We start from the raw sequence: 23,717 nt of genomic DNA, 5'->3' as shown, positions 1-23,717 counted from the left end.
ATGACCGAAGGCGTCTTCAGCCAGCCCGGCTCCGGCGCCCGCTTCGACTGGGGGCCGGCGGGCGCCGCTGAGCTGGCGCGCGTCTGCTCGGTCCTGGTCGTCGTCGACGTCCTGTCGTTCTCCACCGCGGTCGACATCGCCGTCGGCCGCGGCATGCGGGTCCACCCGTTCCCCTGGAGCGACCAGGCCCGCGCCTACGCCGACCGGATCGGTGCCGCCGTCGCCGTCGGCCGCCAGCAGATCTCCGACGCGTCGCCGTGGTCACTCTCCCCGGCGGCGCTGCAGAGCGCACCCGTCGTCGCGGAGCTGGTCCTGCCCTCACCCAACGGCGCGTCGATCTGTTCCGCCGCCGCTTCCACCGGTGTACCGGTCGTCGCGGCCTGCCTGCGCAACGCCCCGGCGGTCGCCCGCTGGCTGCACGGCCAGGGCCACGGCACCGCGACCCGCCCGATCGGGGTGGTCGCCGCCGGCGAACTGTGGCCCGACGGCGCCCTGCGCCCGTGCGTCGAAGACCTGCTGGGTGCCGCGGCCGTCCTGGACGGACTGTCGATGCTGGGGGTGCCGCTGTCGGTCGAGGCCGCGGTCAGCCTGGCCGCGCTCGCCTCGGTCCGTAACGTGCCGGCCGCCGTCCGGCGGTGTGTCAGCGGCCAGGAGCTGATCCTGCGCGGCTTCGCCGACGACGTCCGGCTCGCCGTCCAGACCGGCGTCTCGCACACCGTCCCGGTGCTGACCGGCCAGTCCTTCGCCCCCGCCTAGCCCTTTCCACGCTTCGCGGGCCCGCTCCCGGCGGCCGTGACGTGGCTGCCCCCGATCTCAAGGACCCACACCGGCCGCTTCCGGAGCGGATCTTTCCGGATGATCGGAGTCGCGGGCCTGGTCGTCCGTGCGGCCCCAGGCCATCCTTCCTTGCCGGCCCGGACACGAAAACGGCGCCCCGTGGGGCGCCGTTTTCGTCGTGTGTCGGTGGATCAGTCGTCGAGCCAGTCCAGCGACCGGCGGTTGTTGCCGGCCTGGCCGCGGGAACCGCCCTGCGGCTCGCCGTAGCCACCGCGCTGCTCGTAGTTGTTGTTGCCGCCCTCGTAGCCGTTGCCGGCCCTCGGCGGCTCCGGCACCCGCTCGTAGCCGTCGCGCTCGTAGCCGGCGGCCGGTTCGTAGCCGCCACGCTGCCCGCCGGCGGCGGGTTCGTAGCCACCGCGCTGCTCGTAGCCACCGCGGCCGGCGTACGGGCCGTCGTAGTCGCCCTGGCCGCCGTTGCCGCCCTGGCCACCGTTGTAGCCGTTGCCGGCGCTCGGGCCGTAGCCGCCACCACCGGCACTCGGGTAGCCGTCGCCGGCGCTCGGGTAACCGTCGCCCGCGCCGCCGCCGTAGCCACCCTGGCCGGCCTGCGGGCCGTAGCCACCGGCGCCACCGCCCTGGTAGCCGCCCTGGTCGGCGCCGTACCCGTTGCCGCCGCCGCCGCCGTTGTAGCCACCCTGGCCGCCGCCGTAGCCGTTCTGGCCGGACTCGGCGCCGTATCCGTTGGCACCGCCGCCGTTGTAGCCGCCGCCGTTGTTCTGGCCGCCGTTGTTCTGGCCACCGGCGTAGCCGTTGCCGGCCTCCGGCTCCCAGCGCTGGGTGGAGTCGGCGTACGCGCCGCCGCCCTGAGCGCCACCCGCCGCGCTGTAGCCGCCGGCCTGGTCGCCGTAGCCGTTGCCACCGCCGGCGCCGTAGTCCGGGCCGTAGGGGTCGACCGCCGGCCGCGACGACGGGCCGTAGCCCGCCCCGGCCGACGGGGCACCCTGGGCGAAGCCGGCCTGGTCGTTGTAGCCGCCGCCGTTCGCGGCACCGTAGCCCGCACCCGCACTGGCGGCGCCGTAGCCCGAGCCGGCCCGCGGCAGCGGCGCGCCGTACGGGTCCGGCGGCACGTCGTAGTCGTTGGCCCGGCCCGGCCGCACGATCGCGGTCGCGTCGTTGGCGGCACCCCGGTTGATCATCGTGGGAGAACCGCCCATCGCGCCGACCATCGTCGGGTCGGCCTGCGGCTGCCGGTAGCCGGGGCGCTGGCCCCCGCCGCCACCGCGCCGCGGCGCCGGCTCCTCCTCGAGCTCCTCGTCGTCATCGTCGCCGCGACGGCGCAGGAGCAGCACGATCGCCACGATGCCGAAGATCACCAGGAGCGCGCCGAGCGCGATCAGGATGTACGACGAGAGGCCGCTGCCGCTGTCGTTCGAGGCGTTGGTGGTGTTGTTCGCACCGGGCGCCGCGGACTGCGAGTCAGCGCCGGCCGGCGTGCTCGCCTCGTCCGCCGGCGGCGCCACCGGCGTGGCGGTCGAACCGATCGGCACGACCGGGATGTTGACCTTGGTGTTCGCCTTGCCGGCCTGGCCACCGATGTCCTTCGACGCGGCGTCGTAGCCGTTCGTCGTCACGGACAGCTGCATGTTGCCGGGCGCGATCGGGCTGGTCTCGGTGCCGAGGAAGCGATACGAGCCGGCGTCGTTGGTGGTCGCCTGCCGGCTCTTGCCCGCGCCGTCCTCCAGGACGACCGTGGCGCCCTTGACGCCCTTACCGGTTGTCGAGTCGGTCACCGTGCCTGAGACCTCGGTCACCGTCTGCGACGCCGGCGCCGTCTGCGCGGCGGGACCCTTCGCCGTGATGGTGACCTTGCTGTTGCCCTGGGCGCTCGGCGACGTGACGCTGACCTCGGCCTGCTGGCTGGAGCCGGCCGGGATGTTGCCGGGGCTCTTCGCCGACACCTGGAACGAGACGTCCTTGGTGCCGTTGCCGGGCACCACCACGGCCGCGCACTCGGCCGTCGCGCCGCCGGAGTCGCAGCCGGTGACACCGGTGGCGGCGACTCCCTTGACGGACAGGTTGCCGTTGTTGACGCTGACGCCCACCTTGACCGTGTCGGGCTGCCCGTCACTGTTGGTCAGGGTGATGGTGACGTTCTTCGTCTCACCTGGGTTGATTTCGAACGAGCCGGTGGACACGCTCGAGGTGACCGCCGCGAACGCCGGCGTCGCCACCGTTGCGATCAGCGTTCCCGTCACCAGTACGGCCGCCGCCCCTGCGCGGAGCAGCAAGGCTCGTCGGTGGGTAGTCACGTCCACACCCCTCCGGATCTTGACTTTCACCCGAGCGTCTCTGCCGAGCATGTCTGTCTATGGTCCAACATGCGAGCGGGGCTCGCTTTGCATGGTGCGCCGCAGCAAACTATGCCTTGTCCACAGGGGTCGGCGAAAGGCGCAGGGTGTTGCGACCGGCCCACAGAGGGTCGTATTGTCCCGGCATGTCCACTCCGCACCGATATTCCGACACGGCGCAAACCGTCCTTTCTGCGCTGGATGACGGACTCGAACCGGACCGGCTAGCGCTGCGTGACGCGGTGCGCGACCTCCTGGCTGACCTGCGGGCCCGAGTTCCCGGCCGTTCGGTGGAGGTGCGGGTTCCTCCGTACGGTGCGATTCAATGTGTCGAGGGACCGCGCCATACGAGAGGTACGCCACCCAACGTCGTCGAGACCGACCCCGTCACGTGGCTCGAGATCGCCACGGGTCGGAAATCGTGGCACGAAGCAGTCAGCACCGGGAAGATCCGCGCGAGCGGGGTTCGGGCTGATTTATCGCCGTATCTACCCTTGTGACTCCACATTCCGTGCGCAACACTGATTACGAACTGCGCGCGAACTGTGGCTGTGCGTCATGGCCAATTCCTCGCGTACACTTTGCCTCGCGAAGGCGACCGAATACCGGCGCCTATCAGGTCGGACTCCCCTCGACCCACACCGCCGACGAATCCCGGCAACTGCGACGACAGGAGCGGCAACGTGCCCCGAGGCGATGGCCGGTTGAGCCACGAGCTCGACCCCCAGCGTCCAGGTCCCCAGGACAAGTGCGGTGTGTTCGGCGTATGGGCGCCGGGCGAAGAGGTCGCGAAGATGACCTACTACGGGCTGTATGCGTTGCAGCACCGTGGTCAGGAAGCGGCCGGCATCGCGGTGTCCGATGGTTCCGGCGTGGTGGTGTACAAGGACCTGGGCCTCGTCTCGCAGGTCTTCGACGAGCCGACCCTGGCGAGCCTGCGCGGCCACATCGCGATCGGCCACGCGCGGTATTCGACCACCGGTGGCTCCAACTGGGAGAACGCGCAGCCCACGCTGCGGTCGACCGCCGCCGGTGAGGACCGGGGCGGCACCACGATCGCCCTGGCGCACAACGGCAACCTGGTCAACACGGCCGAGCTGGCCCGCCGCGTCGCCGAGCTCGGCGAGCGCGACCAGATGAACTCCACCAACGACACCGCGCTGGTGACCGCGCTGCTCGCGGCCCGCCCCGACCTGTCCGTCGAGGCCGCCGCCCTGGACGTGCTGCCGACCCTGCGGGGCGCGTTCAGCTTCGTCTTCATGGACGAGGACACCCTGTATGCGGCCCGGGACGTCAACGGCGTCCGCCCGCTGGTCCTCGGCCGGCTCGAGCGTGGCTGGGTGGTGGCGAGCGAGACCGCCGCGCTCGACATCGTCGGCGCCAGCGTCGTGCGCGAGATCGAGCCCGGCGAGCTGATCGCCATCGACGAGCACGGCCTGCGCTCCAGCCGCTTCGGCACCCCGGACCCCAAGGGCTGCCTGTTCGAGTACGTCTACCTGGCCCGCCCCGACACCACCATCGTCGGGCGCAACGTCCACGCCGCGCGTGTGGCGATCGGCCGGACCCTGGCCAAGGAACACCCGGTCGAGGCCGACATGGTCATCCCCGTGCCGGAGTCCGGCACGCCGGCCGCGATCGGCTACGCGACCGAGTCCGGCATCCCGTTCGGCCACGGCCTGGTCAAGAACGCCTACGTCGGGCGCACCTTCATCCAGCCGTCCCAGACGATCCGTCAGCTGGGCATCCGGCTCAAGCTCAACCCGCTGCGCGACAACGTGCGGGGCAAACGCCTCGTGGTTGTCGACGATTCCGTCGTGCGCGGCAACACTCAACGTGCGATCGTGCGTATGTTGCGCGAAGCTGGTGCCGTCGAGGTGCACGTCCGCATCTCGTCGCCGCCGGTCAAGTGGCCGTGCTTCTACGGCATCGACTTCGCTACCCGGGCGGAGCTGCTCGCCAACGGGCTCGACCTGGAGGGTATCCGCCGGTCGATCGGCGCCGACTCGCTCGGCTACGTGTCGCTGCCCGGCCTGATCGCGGCAACGGAGCAGCCGGCCAACCGGCTGTGCAGCGCGTGCTTCGACGGTCAGTATCCGATCGAGCTGCCGACCGACAACGTGATCGGCAAGCACGTCCTGGAAGGTGTGGCGCGTGCGGCGGGGGCCGCTCCCACCACGACGGACGGTGGCGCGGTCAGCGTCGCCGCCAGTCCGGGCGGTTCGGGCGCACTGCTGCGCCCGTGACCCGCCCACCCATAGCAACATGCGGTGGCCGCCGCCGAGGCAATCAAAGGGGAGAAAGTGACGCACGTGGATGAGCGCGCCGACAAGGCCGGTGAGACCGGCCAGGGCAGCACCCCCGAGCGGCAGTTGTGGACCGCCGGCAACGGCAGGAGCCGCAGGCGCACCGTGACGTATGCGGACGCGGGCGTGTCGATCCACGCCGGCGAGAAGGCCGTCGAGCTGCTCCGCACCAAGGTGCACCGGACCCACCGGCCCGAGGTCATGGGTGACATCGGCGGGTTCGCCGGGCTGTTCCGGCTCGATCTGAAGAAGTACAAGAGCCCGATTCTCGCCTCGTCGACCGACGGCGTCGGCACGAAGCTCGCCATCGCCCAGGCCATGGGCATCCACGACACGGTCGGCATCGACCTCGTCGCGATGGTCGTCGACGACCTGGTGGCCTGCGGCGCCGAGCCGCTGTTCCTGCTCGACTACATCGCCTGCGGCGAGGTCGTGCCGGACCGGGTCGCGGAGATCGGCGCGGGCATCGCCGACGGCTGCCGCTACGCGGGCTGTGCCCTGCTCGGCGGCGAGACCGCGGAGCACCCGGGTGTGATGCGCCCCGATGAGTACGACATCTCCGGCACCGGCGTCGGTGTGGTGGAAGAGGACAAGATCCTCGGCCGCGACCGGGTCGAGGTCGGCGACGTCGTCATCGCCCTGCGCTCCACCGGGCTGCACTCCAACGGCTACTCGCTGGTCCGGCACGTGCTGCTCGGCGCCGGCCGGATGCGGCTGGACAGCGTGATCGACGAGTTCGGCTCGCAGCGCACCCTCGGTGAGGAGCTGCTCACGCCGACCCGGATCTACGCGAAGGACTGCCTCGACCTCATCACCGAGAGCGAGGTCCACGCGTATGCCCACGTGACCGGTGGCGGCATCCCCGGCAACCTGGTCCGGGTCCTGCCGGAGCACGTCGACGCGGTCGTCGACCGCTCGACCTGGCGCCCGCAGCCCATCTTCGAGCTCGTGCGCACCAAGGGGCGCATCGACGACATGGAGATGGAGAGCACCTTCAACATGGGCGTCGGCATGCTGACCGTCGTGTCCGCCGAGGACGCGGACCGCACCCTGGCGTTCCTCGCCGGCCGCGGTCTCGACGCCTGGCAGGTCGGCGAGGTCATCGAGGGCACCGGCCAGGTGCAGATGGTCGGCTCGCACACGCGGGGCTGACCAGAGATTCAGTGACAGGGCGCCGTCGGAAGTCGCTGCGACGGCGCCCTGAACCGTTCTGCTGTCGGAATGTGCGGGATTGAGCAAATCGCACGTATCTGATCCGCCGGGTCTTACCGCAACGGGGCAAGAGACCTAGGCTGAAGCGACACGTCCCTACGCCCAAAAGGAGGACGGGGCGGTGTCGTGGAACGGCATGCGGGGCATCTCGCCGATCCCAGGCTATGTCGTGCTGCAGCCCACGACGTTGTGCAACCTGGACTGCACGTACTGTTACCTGCCGTTCCGGTCCCGCAACGACCGGATGAGCCCGGCGACGGCGGCAGCGGTCGCGGCCTCCGTCAACGAGTGGGCCGCCCGCAATGACCGTTTCTCTGTGGTCTGGCACGGTGGCGAGCCCCTGGCCGCGGGCCGCCCGGCGCTCGCCGAGCTGATGGCCCCCTTCGAGGGCGTCGAGCACCACGTGCAGACCAACGCCACGCTCATCGACGACGCCTGGTGCGAGTTCTTCACCGAGCACCAGATGCATGTCAGTGTCAGCGTCGACGGGCCACCGGACCTCAACGGTGAGCGGATCGACCGTGGGGGGTCTCCCGCGTATCAGCGGATCCTCCGCGGCATCGAGACGCTGCGCCGGCACGAGATCCCGTTCTCGGCGCTGTGCGTCGTCGGTCGCCCGGCACCAGGCCTCGCCACCCGGCTCTACGACTACTTCCTCGACCTCGGCTGCGACGTCCTCGGGATCAACATCGAGGAGCAGGAGGGCGTCAACGCCCGCGCCAACGACTTCGGCGCCGCCCCGGTCCGCGCCTTCTGGGCCGAGCTCGTGGCGGCGTGGCGGCGCGACCCGCGCATCCACGTGCGGGAGATCGAGTGGACCCTCCGCTACGCCGGCGCGGTCCTGTCCGGCGGTGCCGACGACGTCCTGCCGGCCGCGCTCGACCCGATCCCGACGATCGCGGCCGACGGCCGGGTCTTCCTGCTCTCACCCGAGCTGGCGGGGTTCACCGACGCCCACTACGGCGACTTCTCGTCCGGCAACGTCCTGGAGACGTCCCTGGCCACCATCCTGGCCGGTGCTGCCGGTTCCGCAGGATGGGTGCCGGAGTACCTGCGCGGCGTCGAGGCGTGCCGCTCGACGTGCCCGTACTTCGGCTTCTGCGGCGGCGCCCACGCGGCGAACCGCTACTTCGAGCACGGCAGGTTCGACGGCACCGAGACGAATCACTGCCGCAACAGCAAGATTTGCCTTCTGGAGGGAGTGCTGGACCATGCCGGAGCACGCTGACCCGGTCACCGAGCGAGTCCACGGGGCCGCTGACGGCCTTCGTGTGCTGCTCGACGAGGCCGCTGTGGCAAGGGCCGCCCGAGCGGAGGCGAGTGGTGAGGACGGCGCGAACGCCGTCTGCGCCTGGAACCACTTCGAGAACATCCCGACCTTCTACAACTGGAACAACCGTCCCCGTTGAGGGTCGCTCCAGAAGCATCAAGATGTGCCTGGACGCCCACGCGGTGCGCCGTCGAGAGAACGGCCACCGCGCGGGCGCCTCGGACACGACGCGGGCACGTGGGGTCTCCACGTGCCCGTCAGCCGGGTTGACCGATGATCAACGACTCCGTGAGCGCCAATCGCTGTCGCTGGAGGAGTCGTCGTAGTTACCGTCGTCCTCGTCGTCGGCCTCATCGTCGACTTGCTCGCCGGAACCGGCGTAGTCGTCGTAAGACTTCGGGCTGCCCGCGAGCTCGCGCTGCAACGCGTCGAGGTCGGTGTTGGGGGAGTGGTACTTCAACTCCCTGGCCACCCTAGTCTGCTTGGCCTTCGCACGGCCGCGCCCCATGGCTCGACCCCCTCGCACAGAATTACGGGGCAGCCATTACCGGCAGGCCCCGACAACGTCAGGCATCTCTCGTGGCTCTTACGGTACATGTCGAGGGCACCTTTCGGCATCTCGCCCCTGCTGACCAATTCGGTGGCGTTGCTTACCCGACCGGACCAGTTGGGTAAGCACCACCGTCGGACCGTGGTCGTCACGCTTACAACAGGATCGTACGGAGCCTTCCGACGTCGGCCATCCGCCGTTCGGCGAGACGGTCCGCGGCAACCGCCGGTGGGACCCCCTCAGCGGCCGCGAGCTGCAGGATCTCCCGTGTGGTGTCGAAGATCCGGCCGGCCCGCTGCTGTGCCCTGGCGAAGTTGAAGCCCTCGATCTCATCGGCCACCTGGATGACCCCGCCCGAGTTGACGACATAGTCCGGCGCGTAGAGCACGTCGCGCTCGGCGAGCAGCTTCTCCACCCCCGGGTGAGCCAGCTGGTTGTTCGCCGCACCCGCGACGATCTTGGCGCGCAGCACCGCCACCGTCTCGTCGTTGAGCGCCCCGCCGAGCGCGCACGGCGCATACACATCGAGGTCCGCGGCGACCAGCTCGTCGGCGCCATCGAGCAGGTCGACCTGCGGATATGTGAACTGGGCCCACTCGACCGCACGCTCCGAGACGTCGGTCGCGACGACCGCCGCGCCGTCGTCGATCAGGTGTTTGGTGAGGTGCTTGCCGACCTTGCCGAGACCGGCGATGCCGACCCGCCGACCGGCCAGTGTCGGGCTGCCCCAGCGGTGCTCGGCGGCCGCTCGCATGCCCTGGAAGACCCCATAGGCGGTAAGGACCGACGAATCACCCGCGCCACCGTGCGACTCGGAGCGTCCGGTGACGAACCGGGTCTCCTTCGCCACCATGTCCATGTCCTGCACATACGTGCCCACATCGCACGCCGTGTAATACCGGCCACCGAGCGACTGGACGAACCGGCCATAGGCGCGCAGCAGCGCCTCGCTCTTGTCCTTGTCCGGGTCACCCCAGATCACGGCCTTGCCGCCGCCGAGGTCGAGCCCCGCCAGGGCGTTCTTGTAGGCCATCCCGCGCGACAGGTCGAGCACGTCGTGCAGGGCGTCATCCTCCGACGCATACGGATAGAAACGGGTCCCGCCCAACGCCGGTCCGAGCGCCGTCGAGTAGATGGCGATGATCGCGCGCAGGCCGGACGGCCGGTCGTGACAGTAGACGACCTGCTCGTGGCTGGTGGTGAAGACACCCATGGATGCTCCTGTGTCGGTGGGGCCGATCCTCGTGAGACGGCGCCTGTGTACCCGACCCTAATACCGATGGACGACAGTTTCGTGCGACGATCGGGCCGTGCCGTCGCTCTTCGCGTCATACCTGCGGGTATACGAGCCGCTGGCCGCCTTCGACCGCGACCACCAGTTGTACTGGCGTCGCTACGTGAAGGAGGGCCGGGCCGTTGCGCTGTCCGACGGGCCCGGCCGCCAGCGGACCGCGGTCATCGAGGCGCTCGGCGCCGGATGGACGCGCCTGCCCGACCTTCCCGACGAGGCCTACGTCCTGGAGGCCGACGACACCCTGCTCGTCTGCCCCTGGAACCTGCGCATCCGCGTCGCCGAGGCCGCGCTCACCGCCCGCGACGGCGTGCCGAGCGTGATCGCCGACGCCTTCGTCCCGCCGGTCCTCGCTGGCCTGGCCCAGACCATCGTCGACGACTGGCGCAGCGGCGACCACGTCCTGGAGCGCGGTCTGCCCCGCGTCCACGAGCAGGTCGCCACCTGGGGCGTGCCGCTGCGCTGGTTTGTCTTCGTCGACCTGGAGGAGCGGGAGCTCTCGCTGCGCCCCGGGCGCCGGGTCCTGCGCTATCGCACCGAGATCTCCAAGGCCCGCCGGCGGGCGCACCGGGCATACGCGGTGCTGCGCCGCGCCATCGGCGACGCGCCGATCACCGTCGCGGTCGAGGAGACCGCCCGGTGGCTGGAGGAGTTCCACTCCCGGTCGATCGTGGAGCTGGACTACGGCGGCCTGGTCGGTCTGCTCTCCGACGAGACCCTCGTCGAGGACGACTCGCCGGGCCTGGTGTCGGCGGGGCTGTCGAGCGTGGCGCGCGGCGACGCCGACGAGGCGACCGAGGTGTACGAGAAGCTGGTCGAGCGCTGGCGTGCCGTGCAGCTGCTGGAGCGCTGCAACTGACCGCTCCCGCCGGTCCGCGGCCGGGGGCGCGGCACAGGGTGCGGGTGCCGCGGTCCTCGCCCGGCGCCGACCCTGGGCGGTCCGGGCATTCCGCCACCCGCCGCCGCTGACCCCACCGCCCAGCGCCGCGCTATTAGGCCCGGAATTTCGGATTCGCACCACCGCGCAAGTGGAAGGCCGGTGCCTGGCGCACCGTCGCCCGGGCGATCACTGGCGGTGATTGACGGCGGAACGCGGCCTGTCAGTGGATCGGTCGGGGTCCGGGTAACCCCTTCGGGTGACATCGGCCGGAGGTCTGGATCTTGGCATCGGCGGTGATAAATGTCCGGATCCCTACTGCCACGAACGGGTGTCACCCTTAGCAACCGAATCGCTCCTCAGGGGTGTCCGTTATGGGTTATTGGGAGGACTTTGTGGGCTACCGCTCACCCGGTCGGGTGAGCTAGATTCGTATCGACTCACCCACACAGCGTCACATCCGGTCCCGCTTTATCCCATTTCGTGTCATCAAAATGGGAAAATTCACTTATTCATCATCCGTCCATACAGGGACCTTCAGCCGTTCGGCCCATGTCGGACATCGGGGACTAGCCGGACCATAGGAAACGCGTCGGCCGGCGGGACCCCGTCCGACGTTCCTGGGTACCTGTGGAGGAGTGACCGATGCCATCTCGCACGCATGAGCCTGAGCCGTTGCTAACGCCGGCTGAGGTCGCGTCGATGTTCCGCGTCGACCCGAAGACCGTCACCCGATGGGCGAAGGCGGGCAAGCTGAGCGCTATCCGCACCCTCGGTGGGCACCGCCGCTATCGCGAATCCGAGGTGCGCGCCCTGCTCCAGGGACAGATCCCGCAGCAGCGCCAGGGCGACTGAGGCGCAACCCTACCTCGCGCCTCCCTCAGGTGCCAAAACAACACGCTTGTTCCCGCAACGCGCTCGGATCGTCACCCCCCGGTGATCCGAGCGCGTTGCTTTGTGCGACGCCGGCCGTTCAGTCCAGCGTGATCCGCACGCCGACCGTCGCGTCCGCGCCGCGCCGCCTGATGCTCATCCAGACGAACAGGCGGCCGCGCAGGCCGTACTTCCGCTTGATGAGCTCCCGCGCGGTCCGGCCGCCGTCGGCGCCGAGGACCGTCGCGTGTCCCGGCACCGCTTCGCCGGTCGGCACGCCGCGCACCGTGCACGGGGCGACCGTCACCCTGCCGTCCCTGCGGATCCGTTTGACCTTGCCGGACTCGCCGACGGTCCAGATCACCAACGCCTCGCCGTCCCCCGCGACCCACACCGGGGTGGACACCGGCGTCCCGTCGCGGCGGAACGTCGTCACCGCGATGTACGCTTCGTCGCCCAACTGCTTCGCTGCGCTCGTCATAGGCCACACCGTACGAGGTGTGCAACCCCAGGCGGGGACATCACACGCAAGGGTGATGGGAGGCTAGTCTGATGTTCCCAGGCCCGAACCTTCGGAGATCGTGATGAAACTGTCGATCCTGATGCCGGTCTACAACGAGGAAGTCCGGGTCGCCGACGCCATCAAGCAGGCGCTCGACGTGGACTACCCGACTGAGACCGAGCTTGTCATCGTCGACGACGGAAGTCGGGACCGCACCGCCGAGATCCTGAACGCACTGCACGACGAGCGCATCCGCGTCGTGCTGCACCCCAGGAACAAGGGCAAGGGCGCAGCCATCCGCACTGCGGTCGAGCACGCCACCGGTGACTACATGGTCATCCTGGACGCCGACCTCGAATACGACCCGCAGGACATCCCGAAGCTGCTCGAGCCGGTGCTCGACGGCCGCGCGACCGTGGTCTACGGCAATCGGACCTTCGGCAGCCACAGCTCGTTCTCCTTCTGGTATGTCATGGGCAACAAGGCGGTCACCACTGCCGCGAACATGCTGTACAACTGCTATCTCGGCGACCTCGAGACCTGTTTCAAGCTCATGCCCGTCGAGCTCTACCGGTCGCTGCAGATCCGCTCCGCCGGCTTCGGCATGGAGGCGGAGGTGACGGGCAAGCTGCTGCGCAACCGGCACCGGCCCTACGAGGTGCCGATCAGCTACCGCGCGCGCACCCGCGAAGAGGGCAAGAAGATCACCTGGAAGGACGGCGTCGAGGCGCTGTGGATCCTCTCCCGTGAGCGGGTCCGTAAGCCGTCGCGCAAGCGCTGACCCGCATGGCTGAGCTCCTCACGATCGGCGAACTCTCGGCGCGCAGCGGAGTCGCCCCATCCGCGCTGCGGTTCTACGAGAAGCTCGGCCTGATCCACTCGACCCGCACCGGCGGCAACCAGCGCCGCTACGAGCGCACCGAGCTGCGCCGCGTCTCGTTCATCAGGATCTCCGCGCAGGTCGGCATCCCCCTGGAGACGATCAAGGAAGCGCTGGCCTCCCTGCCCGCCAACCGCACGCCGACCCGGGCCGACTGGGCGCGGCTGTCCCGGAACTGGCGTGGCCACCTCGACGCGCAGATCGCGCTGCTGGAGCGGCTCCGGGACACGCTGACCGGCTGCATCGGATGCGGCTGCCTGTCCCTGAGCAACTGCCAGCTCGCCAACGCGGCCGACCGGCTCGCCACCCGCGGCCCCGGCCCGGTGATCCTGTCCACGGCCTCGTCAGATTGATCCACGGCCTCGTCGGACTGATCCACGGCCTCGTCAGAATGAACTACGGCCTCGTCAGAATGATCTTGCCGAAGTGCTCGCTGGACTCCATCAGCCGGTGAGCCTCGGTGGCGTCCGGCAGCGGCACCCTGCTGTGCACGACCGGCCCGATGAGGCCCTCGTCGATCAGGGGCCAGACTTCCTCCCGTACACCACGGATGATTGAAGCTTTTTGCGCCAGCGAACGCGAGCGCAACGCCGTCGCGAACACGCTGCCGCGCTTGGCCAGCAGCGCACCCAGGTCGAGCTCCGCCTTCCGGCCGCCCTGCATCCCGATCACGACGAGCCGGCCACCCTCGTTGAGCGCCTTCACGTTGCCCGCCAGATACGCGCCGCCGATGATGTCGAGGATGACGTCCGCCTTGACCGTCGCGCTGAAGTCCTCAACCGTGTAGTCGATCACCCGGTCCGCACCGAGCCGCGTCAACGCCTCGTGCTTGCCCTGCCGCGCCGTCGTCACCACGTGCGCGCCGAGCGCCTTGCCGAGCTGCACCGCGAACGTGCCGATCCCGCTGCCGCCACCGTGCACCAGCAGCGTCTCGCCCGGCCTGATCCCCGCCACGTCCACGACGTTGGAAAAGACCGTAGCCGCCACCTCGGGCAGCGCGGCCGCGTCTTCCACCGGCACATTCCGCGGCACGGGCAGCAGCTGCCCGACCGGAGCCACCGCCAACTCGGCATACCCACCGCCCGAGATCAGCGCACACACGTCCTGACCGACCTGCCAGTGGTGCGACCCACCCCCGACCGCCACGATCCGCCCCGACACCTCCATGCCCGGATACGGCGGCGCTCCTGCTGGCGGCGGGTAATGCCCCTGCCGCTGCAGCAGATCGGCCCGGTTGACCCCGGCCGCGCACACCTCGATCAGCACCTCGTCCGGTGCCGGCACCGGATCGGGGACCTCCGTCCACCGCAGTGCCTCAGGACCGCCCGGCTGCTCGATCGTGATCGCGCGCATGCCGACCATTTTGCGCTACGGCTGCCTGGCGTCCGGCGTCGCGGCCTGACTCTGCTCCCACGGCCAGTGACCATGGTTCTGCGGCCATTCGTGTTGTACGCCCGGGTGCCAGCGGGTCGGTGCCGCCGTTGGCTCTGCCGTCGGTGCTGCCGTTGGCTCCTGGGTCGGCTCTGCGGTGGGTTCGTTGGTGGGTTCCACGGTTGGTTCGGGGATCACCGGTGGCTGGGTTGTGGGCGCTGTTGTGGCCGCTCTGGTCTTCTCGGCCGTCTTCGCCTTGGCCTTGGCCTTCGCGTTCGCCGGCTGCTGCGGCTTTGCCGGTGCCGCCAGCGACCGCGGCGGCGCACCGAGGTCCAGGACCGGCTGCGGCGCGGCGGGCACCCCGTACAGGTTGACGTCCTGCACCGGATCGGGCATCGCCATCCCCTGATGCGCCGCCTGCGGTGCGGGCCTGCCCTGCTGTGGCGGCTCCCACCCCGCCGCACCGATCACCACACCCAGCGCCGCCACCCCGACCCCACCCGCCACCAGCGCCATCAACGGATGCCGCACGATCCGCCGATGCCTGGTGACGTACGCGACCCGTGGATCGTTGAAGAACAGATGCATGCCGTAGGCCCCCCGCCTGTGGTTTTTCACTTGCGCCCTGAGTCTGCGCAGGTCAGGCTGATGTCACGCGGCATTTGAGGCGGAGTGTCACGATGTCATCTGGTCGCGGTCGCCCAGTCCGCCACCACCCCCCGAACGTCCGGCGTCCCTCACACGGGTGACCGCCAACGCTCGGAGGCGATCTGGCAGACTGGTCGACGTTCCGCTGGAGGGCTCGCCTAGTGGCCGATGGCGCCGGTCTTGAAAACCGGTGAGGCGTTCCGCGTCTCCGTGGGTTCGAATCCCACGCCCTCCGCAAGCACCAGGCCGAAACGCCCGCTGAGCAGCAGCAACGCCGCTCGGCGGGCGTCATCGTCGGCCCGTCCTCGGTCTCACTCGAGGAACTCCTACAGGACCTGGTTCATCTCCCGCCCACGCTCTTCATCGAAGAGCGCCGCGCCGGAACGTTGCGGGAGGCGGCTCCGTCGCACCGGGGCCGCCTCCGCGGGTATAGGCGTTTCTATTGGTGGTGGGTGTGGAGCACGACCGTCGGTGTCGGTCTGGTCGGGCCGGTCCTACGGCGCGACCGCCGCGGAGGACAGCGCGGCAGTGCGGCAGGCGGGATCCAGGTCCAGGGTGATCGTTGTTGACGGGCGTGGGTGCGTCACCCGGAGCCAGCGCACCTTGCGCAGCATCTTGGCGGTGTGGCCGGGCTCCCGGTGGCGGGGCGTGTGGCCGATCATGCTGCTTCCTCAATGAACCGTGTCACGACACAGAGTGTGCGCGGTCGGGCGCTGGGTCGTCAGCACACGAATGGTCGTGCTCCTGCGCTGGTCAGCAGGGGTGTGGGGCCGTCCGGGTTCCCCCGTTCGGAGGCGAGTAGGTAGTGACGGAGCGTTGAGTAACGCTAGAGGTAGCGGTGGCCCATCTCGGCGTGGATCGGGGTGCCGGTGGTGAGTGCTGTCAATGCCAACGACAGGCGGCGGTGCAGGGATGCGCGGATCTGGGCGGCGTCCAGGGGGAGCCACTGGATGCCGGTGAGTTCGTCGGCGGCGGGGCGCAGAACAGTGGCCGGGTCGAGGATGCCGCCGTCGAAGACGAACTGGACCTGGTCGCTCCAGGGGCCGCGGCCCGGGGTCCAGTCGACGACCAGGAGGCGGCCGGTCGGGCGGTCGAGCCCTACTTCTTCGAGTACTTCACGGCGGCAGGCGGCGGACGGGGGTTCGCCGGGCTCGACGATGCCGCCGGGCAGGTCCAGGTAGGGCTTGTAGTTGGGCACCACGAACAGGATCCGGTCGGACGGATCCCTGATCAGGGCACCTGCGGCGACCGTCTTGTGGGCCATGCGCCGGGCGATGCCGGGGTGGAACTCCGCCTCGGGCGGGCCTTCGGCTTCGAAGAAGGAGGCGGTCACGTGTCCATCCAATGGGGTACGCCGGTCTGCTGATGGTGAACGCATCTTGCGTAATGCAAAGGTAACTGGGCGTCAACCGAGGGGGGAGGTGGTGGCCGATCAACACGGTCCCACGCCGCAGGAATCCCGTGCGCTGGGGGTAGTCCACGGGACGCACGTCAGGGGCGGTGCCCGCGCGGGGCACCGCCCCACAAAGAAGAGCCCCACAAAGAAAAGCCTGACAAAGAAAAGCCCGACATAGAAGAACGAAGAAACTAGAACGACCGCCGCATGTGCAACCGCACCGTCGTCCCCGAGGAGCCGGTACGCATCTCCATCAGGTCGCAGATCTGCCGCGCGATCCACAGCCCGTGCCCCCGCTCCGAGTGCGGGCCGGCGCGCAGGAAGCCCAGGAAGTTGCCGGTGGCGGTGCCGGTGTCGGTGACCTCGCAGACGACCCTGCGGTCCGTGGCCCAGATGCGGACCTCACCCTTGCCGCCGCCGTGACGCAGGACGTTGGTGGCGATCTCGTTGACGGCCAGGATGTAGTCGTCGATCCGGTCGGCGACGACGCCCAGCCGCGTGGCGTGGTCGGCGATGAACTGCCGGAGCGGGGCCAGGTCGGGGTGGACGGGGATCCATTCGACGCCGGTGGTCGGGTACGGCGTCAACGGCGTGTCGCGCGAGGCGTAGTAGGACGAGGGATCGGTGAAGTCGGCGCTGATCTCGCTGGCGGTGCCGACGGCGAGCCGGGGGTGGGTGCGGCGGGCGTCCTCGACGATGGCGCTGGCCAGGCTGCTGCGGTCGTAGCCGCAGACGACCCAGGCACGGGAGTCGGCGAGCGCGATGTTCACCACGGACTCGTACCGGCCCCATTCGGAGGTCTCGAGGTCGTCGCGGCCGGCCCAGACGGGCTCGCCGATGACCCGGAGGAAGGCGCTCTCGGTGGCGAGGGCGTCGATGCGGCGGTGGTGGGCGTCGAGGGTGCGGCCGGGCGAGTCGAACCAGCCGGCCGGCTCGAGGAAGGTGACCTCGTCGGCGGCGCCGCTGAGCTGCTCGCGCAGGAGGCGGGTGTTGTCGGTGGAGGTGACCGCCAGGACGGTGTCGCCGCGGTCGACGCCTTCGACGATGAAGGGCAGGGCGGCGGCGAGGAACTGCTCAGGCGATTCGAACAGCAGCGCCTGGTGGATCAGTGTCACGAAGCACCCCCCGAGACGATGAGCAGACCCGGGGTGTTGTCCCAGCCGACGATCCGCAGCACGTTGCGCAGGGTCGGGGCGAGGTGGCGCACCTGCAGCGTCCGGTCCGGTGGGAGGGCCTCGGCGGCGCGGACGAGGGTGCGGATGCCGGCGACGTCGATGAACTGCAGGTCGGCGAAGTCGATGACGACGACCCGTTCCGGCCAGTCCGCCGTGTGGGCGAGCGCCTCGGCGAAGGGGGCGGCGGTCAGCTCGTCGACGGTGCCGTGGACGCGCAGGCCGCGCGGCGAGTAGGTGGGCACGACCCGCAACCGCCGGTCGTCGTGCAGCGGGTCGACGCTCACCAGGCCGGGGTGGAGGGAGACGAGACCACTGAAGTCCGCCTTGTCGAAGAGGCGCTCGTCGTACTGGCAGATCGCGGCGAGACCGTCCGAGCCGGTGACGGTCGAGGCCACCCCGGACTCGTATTCGTGCAGGCGGACGGTGTCGGGCAGGGCCCAGCTCATCTCGCCGGTGAGGCGCAGGCCCTGGAAGCCGGCGGCGCGGGCGTCGCGGACCGCGTGCCGGATGCCGTCGACGAGGACGTCGGGGTCGAACTCGTCGTCCGCGGCCGGGCGCACCTCCAGCTGGCCGCGGGCCATCGCGAGGGCACCGTCGACCCCGCGCGGGTCGAGCCACGCGTCGATGGCGCCGGGCGCGGTCCGGTCGGAGTAGTAGAGCACCCGCTCGCCGCGGACGAGGCCGTCGGCGATGTAGGCGGAGACCACCTCGCGCTGCTCGAGATCGCTCGCGAACGGCAGGCACAGGTGGTCGCCCAGGCGGACGTGCCCGGTGTGCTTGGTCGAGACGCTGTCGTTGATGTTCCTCAACTTACCCAGCGGCCCCGGAAAAGAATCTACTGGCGGATGCAGCAGCCGGAGCAGACCTTCGGGGTGGGCAGGGTGAACGCCAGGCAGCAGGTGCGCCGCTTGATGTCCAGGCCGCCCTGCTCCCGCACGGCCAGGTCGACGAGGTCGTCGGCGTCGAGCGCGTCGAGCACCCGGTGGGTGGTGTCCAGGACAATGTCGGGCGGCGCGACGAACCCGCGGGACATCGCGTAGGAGATCCCGGAGGCGACCGAGCCCCACAGCGTCCGCCGGCTGAGGCGGGCCTGTTTGCGCACCTCGTCGAGCATCGGGTCCAGGTGCGCGTCGACCAGCGAGCGGCGCAGGACGCCCAGCAGCTCGTCCTCGTCCTCGACGATGAGCAGGCCGGGGGTCTCGGTTGCGACGATCGGGTCGGTCGCGAGGACCGCGGTGACCGGACCGCGCAGCGCGAGGGTGAGGAAGGGCTGCCGCTCGCTGAAGCGGACCAGCACGTGGTCCGGCGTCATCAGCGGCACGCGGCGCGAGGTCGCGAAGCCGATCACGGCCGGCAGGGCCAGCCAGTAGGAGTAGCACTTCCAGGCCAGGGCGGCGGCCGCGTGCGGCTGGGCGCTCCAGCGCCCCGCGGCGGCGTCGAGCCAGTCGCGGACGCCATCGGCGGTCAGCAGCTCGCCGGCGTTGCGCCAGCCGGGCGTCCGGCCGGTGTCGAACCGCGCCGTGCCAGTGGGGAGGTCAGCGGTGACCAGTCCGGTCGACAGCCCCTGGAGTGATGCTTTTCCGTGCCGGATACCCATCCGCGCGAGCGATGCGATCACCGGCGCGAGCGGGTCAGCGGTCGTGCGGCTGATGAGCGCGGTCACGTTGGGTCGCCGATTCGGCCGGGGGACACGCGGCGGGGGCGCCGCGGCGCGGCGCTCGTCGACTGCGTGTGTGCGGTGCTCACCACCGGCCGATACCCCCAGACGTGCATGCCAAGCGCTCACGATACAGCGATTAGGTAAGCCTAACCACTCTAGGATTGTCTGTCATCCGTCGTAACTTTGTGTGACTTTGCACAAGCGTGTTGCTGAACTCGGAAGGTTGATCAACGCCGATGAGGTGGTGTTGTCAACCCTTTTGTCGGCAAATTGTCCGCTTGACCTGTTCGGCTGCGTCCCCCAGGGACACTGATCGAGCAGGGGCCGTCTCCCTGCGGGCTGGGCCGGACATGACAACGAGCGACTCTCCCGTGCAGCGGGCGTCAGAGGCGTTCGTCGCGGAGTTCGCGCGGTGGCGCATCGAGCGCGGCATGTCCAAGAAGCAGCTGGCCGCCGCGATGGGGTTCGACGCCTCCTACGTGAGCCATGTCGAGGCCCGCCGGCACCGCCCCACCGAGGACTTCGCCCGGCGCGCCGAGGCCATCCTGCAGAGCGGTGGCGCCGTTTGGCAGCGGTACAAGGAATACGACGAACTGCGCGCAACCGCCCGGAGCCGGGTCGGGCTGCCCGGCCGTGACCCGCCGGTGCCGGATCAGTGGCTGCCGCCTGGCACGGGACTGGTCGTCGAGCGGGAGACCGCCCGGCTGTCCTACGTCGACGGCAAATACCGGTGCACGGTCCGCCGTGCGCTGTACAACGCCGGCACCGAGCCGGTCACGCGCTACCTGGTGCGGATCTCCGTGGACCGCTACCCGGACGATCCCGCGCGCTCCAACCGCCATCACCGCGACCACCCCATGTCGTGGGACGAGCTGGCGATGGTCGCGTCGTGCGCGGGTGAGCCCATGGACTGGCGGTCCAAGACCGACCGGGACGCGCTCAAGGAGGCGTGGCTGCTGTTCGAGAACGCGCAGGGGCGCTTCCCGCTGTACCCGGGGCAGCGCACCACCATCGCGTACTCGTGGCACATCAGCGTCGAGAAGTGGGGCCACTGGTTCCAGCGCACCGTCCGCCTGCCCACCCGGCAGCTCACCATCGAGGTCGAGTTCCCGGCGCGGATGCGGCCGGTCGTCTGGGGCGTGCAGACCTCACTGTCGGCGGAGGAGGTGCCGCTGCGCACCCCCATCACCCAGGAGCTGTCCGCCGACGGGCGGGCGGTCTTCTCGTGGCACACCGAGCAGGCGACCCTGCACGACCGCTACCGCCTCGAGTGGCGCTTCCGGGGCACCCGGCCCGAGGGGGCGGTGGAGCAGCCGGACGACTGGGAGGAGCCCCCTTTCGTGCAGCCGGCCTCGAGTGACGCGATGCGCGCGGCCGGCGTGATCCAGCGCGGCGACGCCGGCCTCGACCGGCCGGTCCGCCGGCTGGACCTGCCCGGGGAGTCGGCGCGGGCCGAGGATGTCATCGACCAGCTGTCCACGGCGCTGGACCGGATCGAGGCGCTGCACCCTTTCGTGAAGGGCGTGGGGCTCGCCGCCCCGCAACTCGGTCCGGGGCTGGCGGTGGCGGTCATCCGCCCGGCGGAGCCTGACGCGGAGCAGATCGTGCTGATCAACCCGAAGGTCGTGGCCGAGTCCGGCGACGCCGACGAGCAGTTCGAGGGCTGCCTGTCGTTCTTCGACGTCCGGGGGCTGGTGCGGCGCCCGCTGAAGATCACCGTGCAGAGCGAGAGCCTCGACGGCACGACGATCACGACGGTGTTCGAGCGCGCCCTGGCCCGCCTGGTGGCCCACGAGATCGACCACCTCGACGGGCGCCTCTACCTGGACCGGATGGAGCACGACGCGCCACTGGTACCGACGACGGAGTACCGTCAAACCGGCAAACCGTGGCACTACGCCTAAAACCCGAAAAGCGTCACAACAAACGCGAAAAGCGTCGCAGCAAACGCGAAAGCGTCACAACTCGCCCGCAGCCGAAATGTAGGCGGACTCCACGTAGACGGTGATCCAGCGGGACGGGCGGCGGTCCGAGACCAGATCGAGGGTCGGGTCGAGGTTGAGCGCCCGGTACGCCCGCCGCATGGCGTCGTCGTCGAGGATCTTCGCCTTGCCGTTGACGTGCAGGCCGATCGCGCCCCGGGCGAAGTCGACGAAGAGCAGGCTGACCCGCGGGTCGCGCTCGATGTCGGAGATCGCGTCGGACAGGCTGGCGTCGTCGAACTCGGGCCACGCCAGCCGGTTCACCGACAGGACCCGCACGAAGCCGGCGCCGCCGGTCACGAAGGTGCAGTCGTGCCCGTCCTCCGGCTCGCCGGTCGCCACGAACAGCATCTCCTGACGGCGGACGAAGTTCTGCATCCGGTCATCGAGCTCGGAACGGACCTCGTGGTCGGACAGTGTCGGCACGGTGCACCTCCGGGAGAACGAACGCCTGCGGTCAGCCAAACACCGGGTCCGTGAGACGACCGGACAGTCAGTGCGACACAGCCGAACGGCCCCCTGGACACCCCCGTGTCCAGTGCCCACTAGCGGCGCGTCGAGGGGAAAACAAGCGACCGACACGAGACGTCGCACAGTCAGTGCGATGCGTGGTCTTCCCTGGTGGCGACGCTGGCTCTCCTACGGCACCTACGTTTGACCGCGAAGGGCACCGATGAGCAATCTGTCGCGTTTACTGAAGGAGAGTTGGACCCTCGTCGAGGAGCAGCAGGACAAGCTCGCCAGCTACTTCTACGCGCGGATGTTCCTGAACAATCCACAGCTCAGGGACCTTTTCCCAGTCCAGATGGACGTGCAGCGCTCCCGCCTCCTCGGCGCGATCGTCACCGCCGTGCAGACCGTCGACGACCCCGACGTGTTCGCCGAATACCTGCAGTCGCTCGGCCGGGACCACCGCAAGTTCCACGTCCAGCCCGAGCACTACGACGCCGTCGGCGGCGCGCTGATGGAGGCCCTGCGCACGTTCGCCGGCGACGAGTGGACGGTCGAGTTCGACCAGGCCTGGCGCGACGCCTACGCGGTGATCGCGGCCAAGATGATCGCCGGCGCCGAGGCCGACTCGACCAACCCGCCGTACTGGCACGCCGAGGTGCTGTATCACGAGCGGCGCAGCCAGGACATCGCCGTCCTGACGTGCCGGCCGCTCCAACCGCTCGAGTATCGCGCCGGGCAGTACATCAGCGTCGAATGCAAGTATCAGCCCCGGCTGTGGCGCGTGTACTCGGCGGCGAACGCCCCGCGCAAGGACGGCTCGATCGACTTCCACGTGCGGGCCCTCGGCGCCGGTTGGGTGTCCTCGGCCCTGGTCCGGCGGGTCCAGCCGGGCGACATGATCCGCCTCGGCGCCCCGATGGGCTCCATGGTGATGGACCGGCGCTCGACCCGCGACATCGTCTGCGTCGCCGGCGGCACCGGGCTCGCCCCGATCAAGGCCCTGATCGAGGAGATGACCCGGGCCAACCGGACCCGCTGGGTGCACGTCTTCTTCGGCGCCCGGGACCGCGACGACCTGTACGACCTGGCCTGCCTCAACCGGCTCGCGGCCCGGTACCCGTGGCTGTCGGTGGTGGCCGCCACCAGCGACGACCCCGAGTTCCCCGGCGAGCACGGCAAGATCTCCGACGTGGTCGCCGGCTACGGCCCGTGGAACGACCACGACTTCTTCGTCTCCGGCTCGCCGCAGATGGTGCGTTCGACCCTGCGCACCCTCGCGGAGATGCAGGTCCCCGCAATCCGCATCAAATACGACGCCTTCGGGGACTCGTAGGACGGTGGGGGCGCCGTTCGTGCGGGCGGCGCCCCCACCGCATTACAGTTTCGGCGTGATCGACAGACGCGTCGTCAGTATCGAGGTGCTGCTGCTGCTCGGCGTGTCGCTCGGCAGGTCTGCGATCTATTCGATCCTCGAGATCATTGACAAGCTCACCTACGTCAAGCCGCTGTCGGAGCAGACCGCCACGCTCAACCCGTCGATCGCGCCCGACCGGCCGTGGCTCGACTTGGCATACCAACTGGTCAAAATAGGGCTGGGCTTCGTCGCTCCATTGTTGGCGGTGTACCTCCTGCGCCGCGACCACGAGAACTGGCGGCTGGACGTGCACCCGGCCTCCGACCTCGGCTATGGCGTCGGCCTGGCCGCCCTGATCGGCCTGCCCGGTCTCGCGCTCGTCTGGGCCGCCACCCAACTGGGCATCAGCGCGCAGATCGTGCCCGCGGCACTCGGCGATAACTGGTGGTCGGTGCCGGTGCTGATCCTCTCCGCGCTGCAGAACGGCGTGCTCGAAGAGATCGTCATGATCGCCTACCTGCTGACCCGCCTGCGTGACCTGGGCTGGCACCCGTGGACGGCGATCGTGACCAGTGCGGCCATTCGCGGGTCGTACCACCTCTACCAGGGCTTCGGCGGGTTCATCGGCAACTTCGTCATGGGCCTGATCTTCGGCTGGTTCTACCAGCGCACCAAGCGGGTCATGCCGCTGATCGTCGCCCACACGATCCTCGACATCGTCGCCTTCGTGGGGTACGCCCTGTTCAAGAAGTATTTGACGTTCCTGACATAGGGCAAATCGCCACAATTAGGCTT

24 protein-coding genes, 1 tRNA gene and 1 pseudogene are annotated in these 23,717 nt (G+C 69.7%); 14 read left to right on the top strand and 12 right to left on the bottom strand.

The annotated features are described in order from the left end of the window. Window positions 1-756: a 2-phosphosulfolactate phosphatase gene (locus Dsi01nite_RS28225; protein ID WP_203849290.1), complete on the top strand. Its 756-nt coding sequence runs from the start codon at window positions 1-3 to the stop codon at window positions 754-756. A gap of 212 nt (window positions 757-968) precedes the next feature. On the opposite strand, the gene Dsi01nite_RS28220 is transcribed toward Dsi01nite_RS28225, so the two are convergent. Then, window positions 969-3,032, bottom strand: a complete 2,064-nt coding sequence (locus Dsi01nite_RS28220) for a carboxypeptidase regulatory-like domain-containing protein (protein ID WP_203849289.1) — start codon at window positions 3,030-3,032, stop codon at window positions 969-971. A gap of 239 nt (window positions 3,033-3,271) precedes the next feature. On the opposite strand from Dsi01nite_RS28220, the gene Dsi01nite_RS28215 reads away from it, so the two are divergent. From Dsi01nite_RS28215 to amcA, 5 genes and pseudogenes are all read left to right on the top strand, one after another. Beyond that, a complete protein-coding gene (locus Dsi01nite_RS28215; RefSeq protein WP_203849288.1) occupies window positions 3,272-3,625 on the top strand; it encodes a sterol carrier family protein in 354 nt (117 codons plus the stop codon). 183 nt (window positions 3,626-3,808) lie between these two features. Continuing rightward, complete coding sequence (purF, locus tag Dsi01nite_RS28210) at window positions 3,809-5,368, top strand: amidophosphoribosyltransferase (protein WP_203849287.1); 1,560 nt, start codon at window positions 3,809-3,811, stop codon at window positions 5,366-5,368. A gap of 57 nt (window positions 5,369-5,425) precedes the next feature. After that, the gene (gene purM, locus Dsi01nite_RS28205; RefSeq protein WP_203849286.1) at window positions 5,426-6,580 is read left to right on the top strand and encodes a phosphoribosylformylglycinamidine cyclo-ligase; all 1,155 of its coding nucleotides are present in this window, start codon (window positions 5,426-5,428) and stop codon (window positions 6,578-6,580) included. 196 nt (window positions 6,581-6,776) lie between these two features. Next, window positions 6,777-7,878 (top strand): annotated as a pseudogene (gene amcB, locus Dsi01nite_RS28200) (cyclophane-forming radical SAM peptide maturase AmcB); the annotation flags it as partial. A gap of 33 nt (window positions 7,879-7,911) precedes the next feature. Beyond that, window positions 7,912-8,049: a multiple cyclophane-containing RiPP AmcA gene (amcA, locus tag Dsi01nite_RS28195; RefSeq protein ID WP_373318852.1), complete on the top strand. Its 138-nt coding sequence runs from the start codon at window positions 7,912-7,914 to the stop codon at window positions 8,047-8,049. A gap of 138 nt (window positions 8,050-8,187) precedes the next feature. On the opposite strand, the gene Dsi01nite_RS28190 is transcribed toward amcA, so the two are convergent. Beyond that, window positions 8,188-8,418, bottom strand: coding sequence for a DUF3073 domain-containing protein (locus Dsi01nite_RS28190; RefSeq protein WP_203849284.1), 231 nt, complete (start codon window positions 8,416-8,418; stop codon window positions 8,188-8,190). A gap of 196 nt (window positions 8,419-8,614) precedes the next feature. Next, window positions 8,615-9,673, bottom strand: a complete 1,059-nt coding sequence (locus Dsi01nite_RS28185; RefSeq protein ID WP_203849283.1) for a Glu/Leu/Phe/Val dehydrogenase dimerization domain-containing protein — start codon at window positions 9,671-9,673, stop codon at window positions 8,615-8,617. A gap of 97 nt (window positions 9,674-9,770) precedes the next feature. Between Dsi01nite_RS28185 and Dsi01nite_RS28180 the strand changes: the two genes are divergently transcribed. Both Dsi01nite_RS28180 and Dsi01nite_RS28175 read left to right on the top strand, forming a co-directional pair. Then, on the top strand, window positions 9,771-10,610 hold the full coding sequence (locus Dsi01nite_RS28180) for a DUF8083 family protein (protein ID WP_203849282.1): 840 nt from the start codon (window positions 9,771-9,773) through the stop codon (window positions 10,608-10,610). Window positions 10,611-11,273: 663 nt separating this feature from the next. Beyond that, a complete protein-coding gene (locus Dsi01nite_RS28175) occupies window positions 11,274-11,483 on the top strand; it encodes a BldC family transcriptional regulator (RefSeq protein WP_033365012.1) in 210 nt (69 codons plus the stop codon). A gap of 118 nt (window positions 11,484-11,601) precedes the next feature. Here Dsi01nite_RS28175 and Dsi01nite_RS28170 read toward each other — a convergent pair whose 3' ends face one another. Continuing rightward, window positions 11,602-11,982 (bottom strand): PPOX class F420-dependent oxidoreductase, encoded by a 381-nt coding sequence (locus tag Dsi01nite_RS28170; protein ID WP_203849281.1) that lies wholly within the window; start codon window positions 11,980-11,982, stop codon window positions 11,602-11,604. 103 nt (window positions 11,983-12,085) lie between these two features. Here Dsi01nite_RS28170 and Dsi01nite_RS28165 point away from each other — a divergent pair, with 103 nt between their 5' ends. Both Dsi01nite_RS28165 and soxR read left to right on the top strand, forming a co-directional pair. After that, on the top strand, window positions 12,086-12,784 hold the full coding sequence (locus Dsi01nite_RS28165) for a glycosyltransferase family 2 protein (RefSeq protein ID WP_203849280.1): 699 nt from the start codon (window positions 12,086-12,088) through the stop codon (window positions 12,782-12,784). 5 nt (window positions 12,785-12,789) lie between these two features. Continuing rightward, window positions 12,790-13,236 (top strand): redox-sensitive transcriptional activator SoxR, encoded by a 447-nt coding sequence (soxR, locus tag Dsi01nite_RS28160; RefSeq protein WP_203849279.1) that lies wholly within the window; start codon window positions 12,790-12,792, stop codon window positions 13,234-13,236. 43 nt (window positions 13,237-13,279) lie between these two features. Here the strand turns inward: soxR and Dsi01nite_RS28155 are convergent, their stop codons facing one another. Then, the gene (locus tag Dsi01nite_RS28155) at window positions 13,280-14,236 is read right to left on the bottom strand and encodes an NAD(P)H-quinone oxidoreductase (RefSeq protein ID WP_203849278.1); all 957 of its coding nucleotides are present in this window, start codon (window positions 14,234-14,236) and stop codon (window positions 13,280-13,282) included. A gap of 15 nt (window positions 14,237-14,251) precedes the next feature. Next, window positions 14,252-14,842, bottom strand: coding sequence for a hypothetical protein (locus Dsi01nite_RS28150; protein ID WP_203849277.1), 591 nt, complete (start codon window positions 14,840-14,842; stop codon window positions 14,252-14,254). Between the two features lie 207 nt (window positions 14,843-15,049). Between Dsi01nite_RS28150 and Dsi01nite_RS28145 the strand changes: the two genes are divergently transcribed. Next, window positions 15,050-15,137: transfer RNA gene (locus Dsi01nite_RS28145), tRNA-Ser, on the top strand. A gap of 259 nt (window positions 15,138-15,396) precedes the next feature. On the opposite strand, the gene Dsi01nite_RS28140 is transcribed toward Dsi01nite_RS28145, so the two are convergent. The 5 genes from Dsi01nite_RS28140 to Dsi01nite_RS28120 form a co-directional block, all read right to left on the bottom strand. Beyond that, on the bottom strand, window positions 15,397-15,564 hold the full coding sequence (locus tag Dsi01nite_RS28140) for a hypothetical protein (protein WP_203849276.1): 168 nt from the start codon (window positions 15,562-15,564) through the stop codon (window positions 15,397-15,399). Window positions 15,565-15,728: 164 nt separating this feature from the next. Next, on the bottom strand, window positions 15,729-16,235 hold the full coding sequence (locus Dsi01nite_RS28135; protein WP_239136229.1) for an NUDIX domain-containing protein: 507 nt from the start codon (window positions 16,233-16,235) through the stop codon (window positions 15,729-15,731). A 254-nt stretch (window positions 16,236-16,489) separates the two neighbouring features. Further along, a complete protein-coding gene (locus tag Dsi01nite_RS28130; RefSeq protein WP_203849274.1) occupies window positions 16,490-17,413 on the bottom strand; it encodes an anti-sigma factor RsbA family regulatory protein in 924 nt (307 codons plus the stop codon). Further along, on the bottom strand, window positions 17,410-18,282 hold the full coding sequence (locus tag Dsi01nite_RS28125) for an MEDS and STAS domain-containing protein (protein WP_203849273.1): 873 nt from the start codon (window positions 18,280-18,282) through the stop codon (window positions 17,410-17,412). The genes Dsi01nite_RS28130 and Dsi01nite_RS28125 overlap by 4 nt, the downstream gene beginning before the upstream one ends. A gap of 26 nt (window positions 18,283-18,308) precedes the next feature. After that, entirely contained in the window at window positions 18,309-19,136 is an 828-nt protein-coding gene (locus tag Dsi01nite_RS28120; RefSeq protein ID WP_203849272.1) for an IucA/IucC family C-terminal-domain containing protein, read from the bottom strand. 347 nt (window positions 19,137-19,483) lie between these two features. Between Dsi01nite_RS28120 and Dsi01nite_RS28115 the strand changes: the two genes are divergently transcribed. Next, on the top strand, window positions 19,484-21,037 hold the full coding sequence (locus Dsi01nite_RS28115; protein WP_203849271.1) for a peptide deformylase: 1,554 nt from the start codon (window positions 19,484-19,486) through the stop codon (window positions 21,035-21,037). 54 nt (window positions 21,038-21,091) lie between these two features. Here Dsi01nite_RS28115 and Dsi01nite_RS28110 read toward each other — a convergent pair whose 3' ends face one another. Next, entirely contained in the window at window positions 21,092-21,541 is a 450-nt protein-coding gene (locus Dsi01nite_RS28110; protein WP_203849270.1) for a pyridoxamine 5'-phosphate oxidase family protein, read from the bottom strand. Between the two features lie 247 nt (window positions 21,542-21,788). Between Dsi01nite_RS28110 and Dsi01nite_RS28105 the strand changes: the two genes are divergently transcribed. Beyond that, window positions 21,789-22,901, top strand: a complete 1,113-nt coding sequence (locus tag Dsi01nite_RS28105; RefSeq protein ID WP_203849269.1) for a globin domain-containing protein — start codon at window positions 21,789-21,791, stop codon at window positions 22,899-22,901. A 4-nt stretch (window positions 22,902-22,905) separates the two neighbouring features. Further along, window positions 22,906-23,694: a CPBP family intramembrane glutamic endopeptidase gene (locus Dsi01nite_RS28100; RefSeq protein ID WP_373318849.1), complete on the top strand. Its 789-nt coding sequence runs from the start codon at window positions 22,906-22,908 to the stop codon at window positions 23,692-23,694. Window positions 23,695-23,717: the final 23 nt, after the last annotated feature.

It is taken from the genome of Dactylosporangium siamense, assembly GCF_016862795.1.
Classification (GTDB): domain Bacteria; phylum Actinomycetota; class Actinomycetes; order Mycobacteriales; family Micromonosporaceae; genus Dactylosporangium; species Dactylosporangium siamense.
Note: the sequence above shows the minus strand (reverse complement) of the source record. Positions and strands in the feature narration are given on the sequence as shown.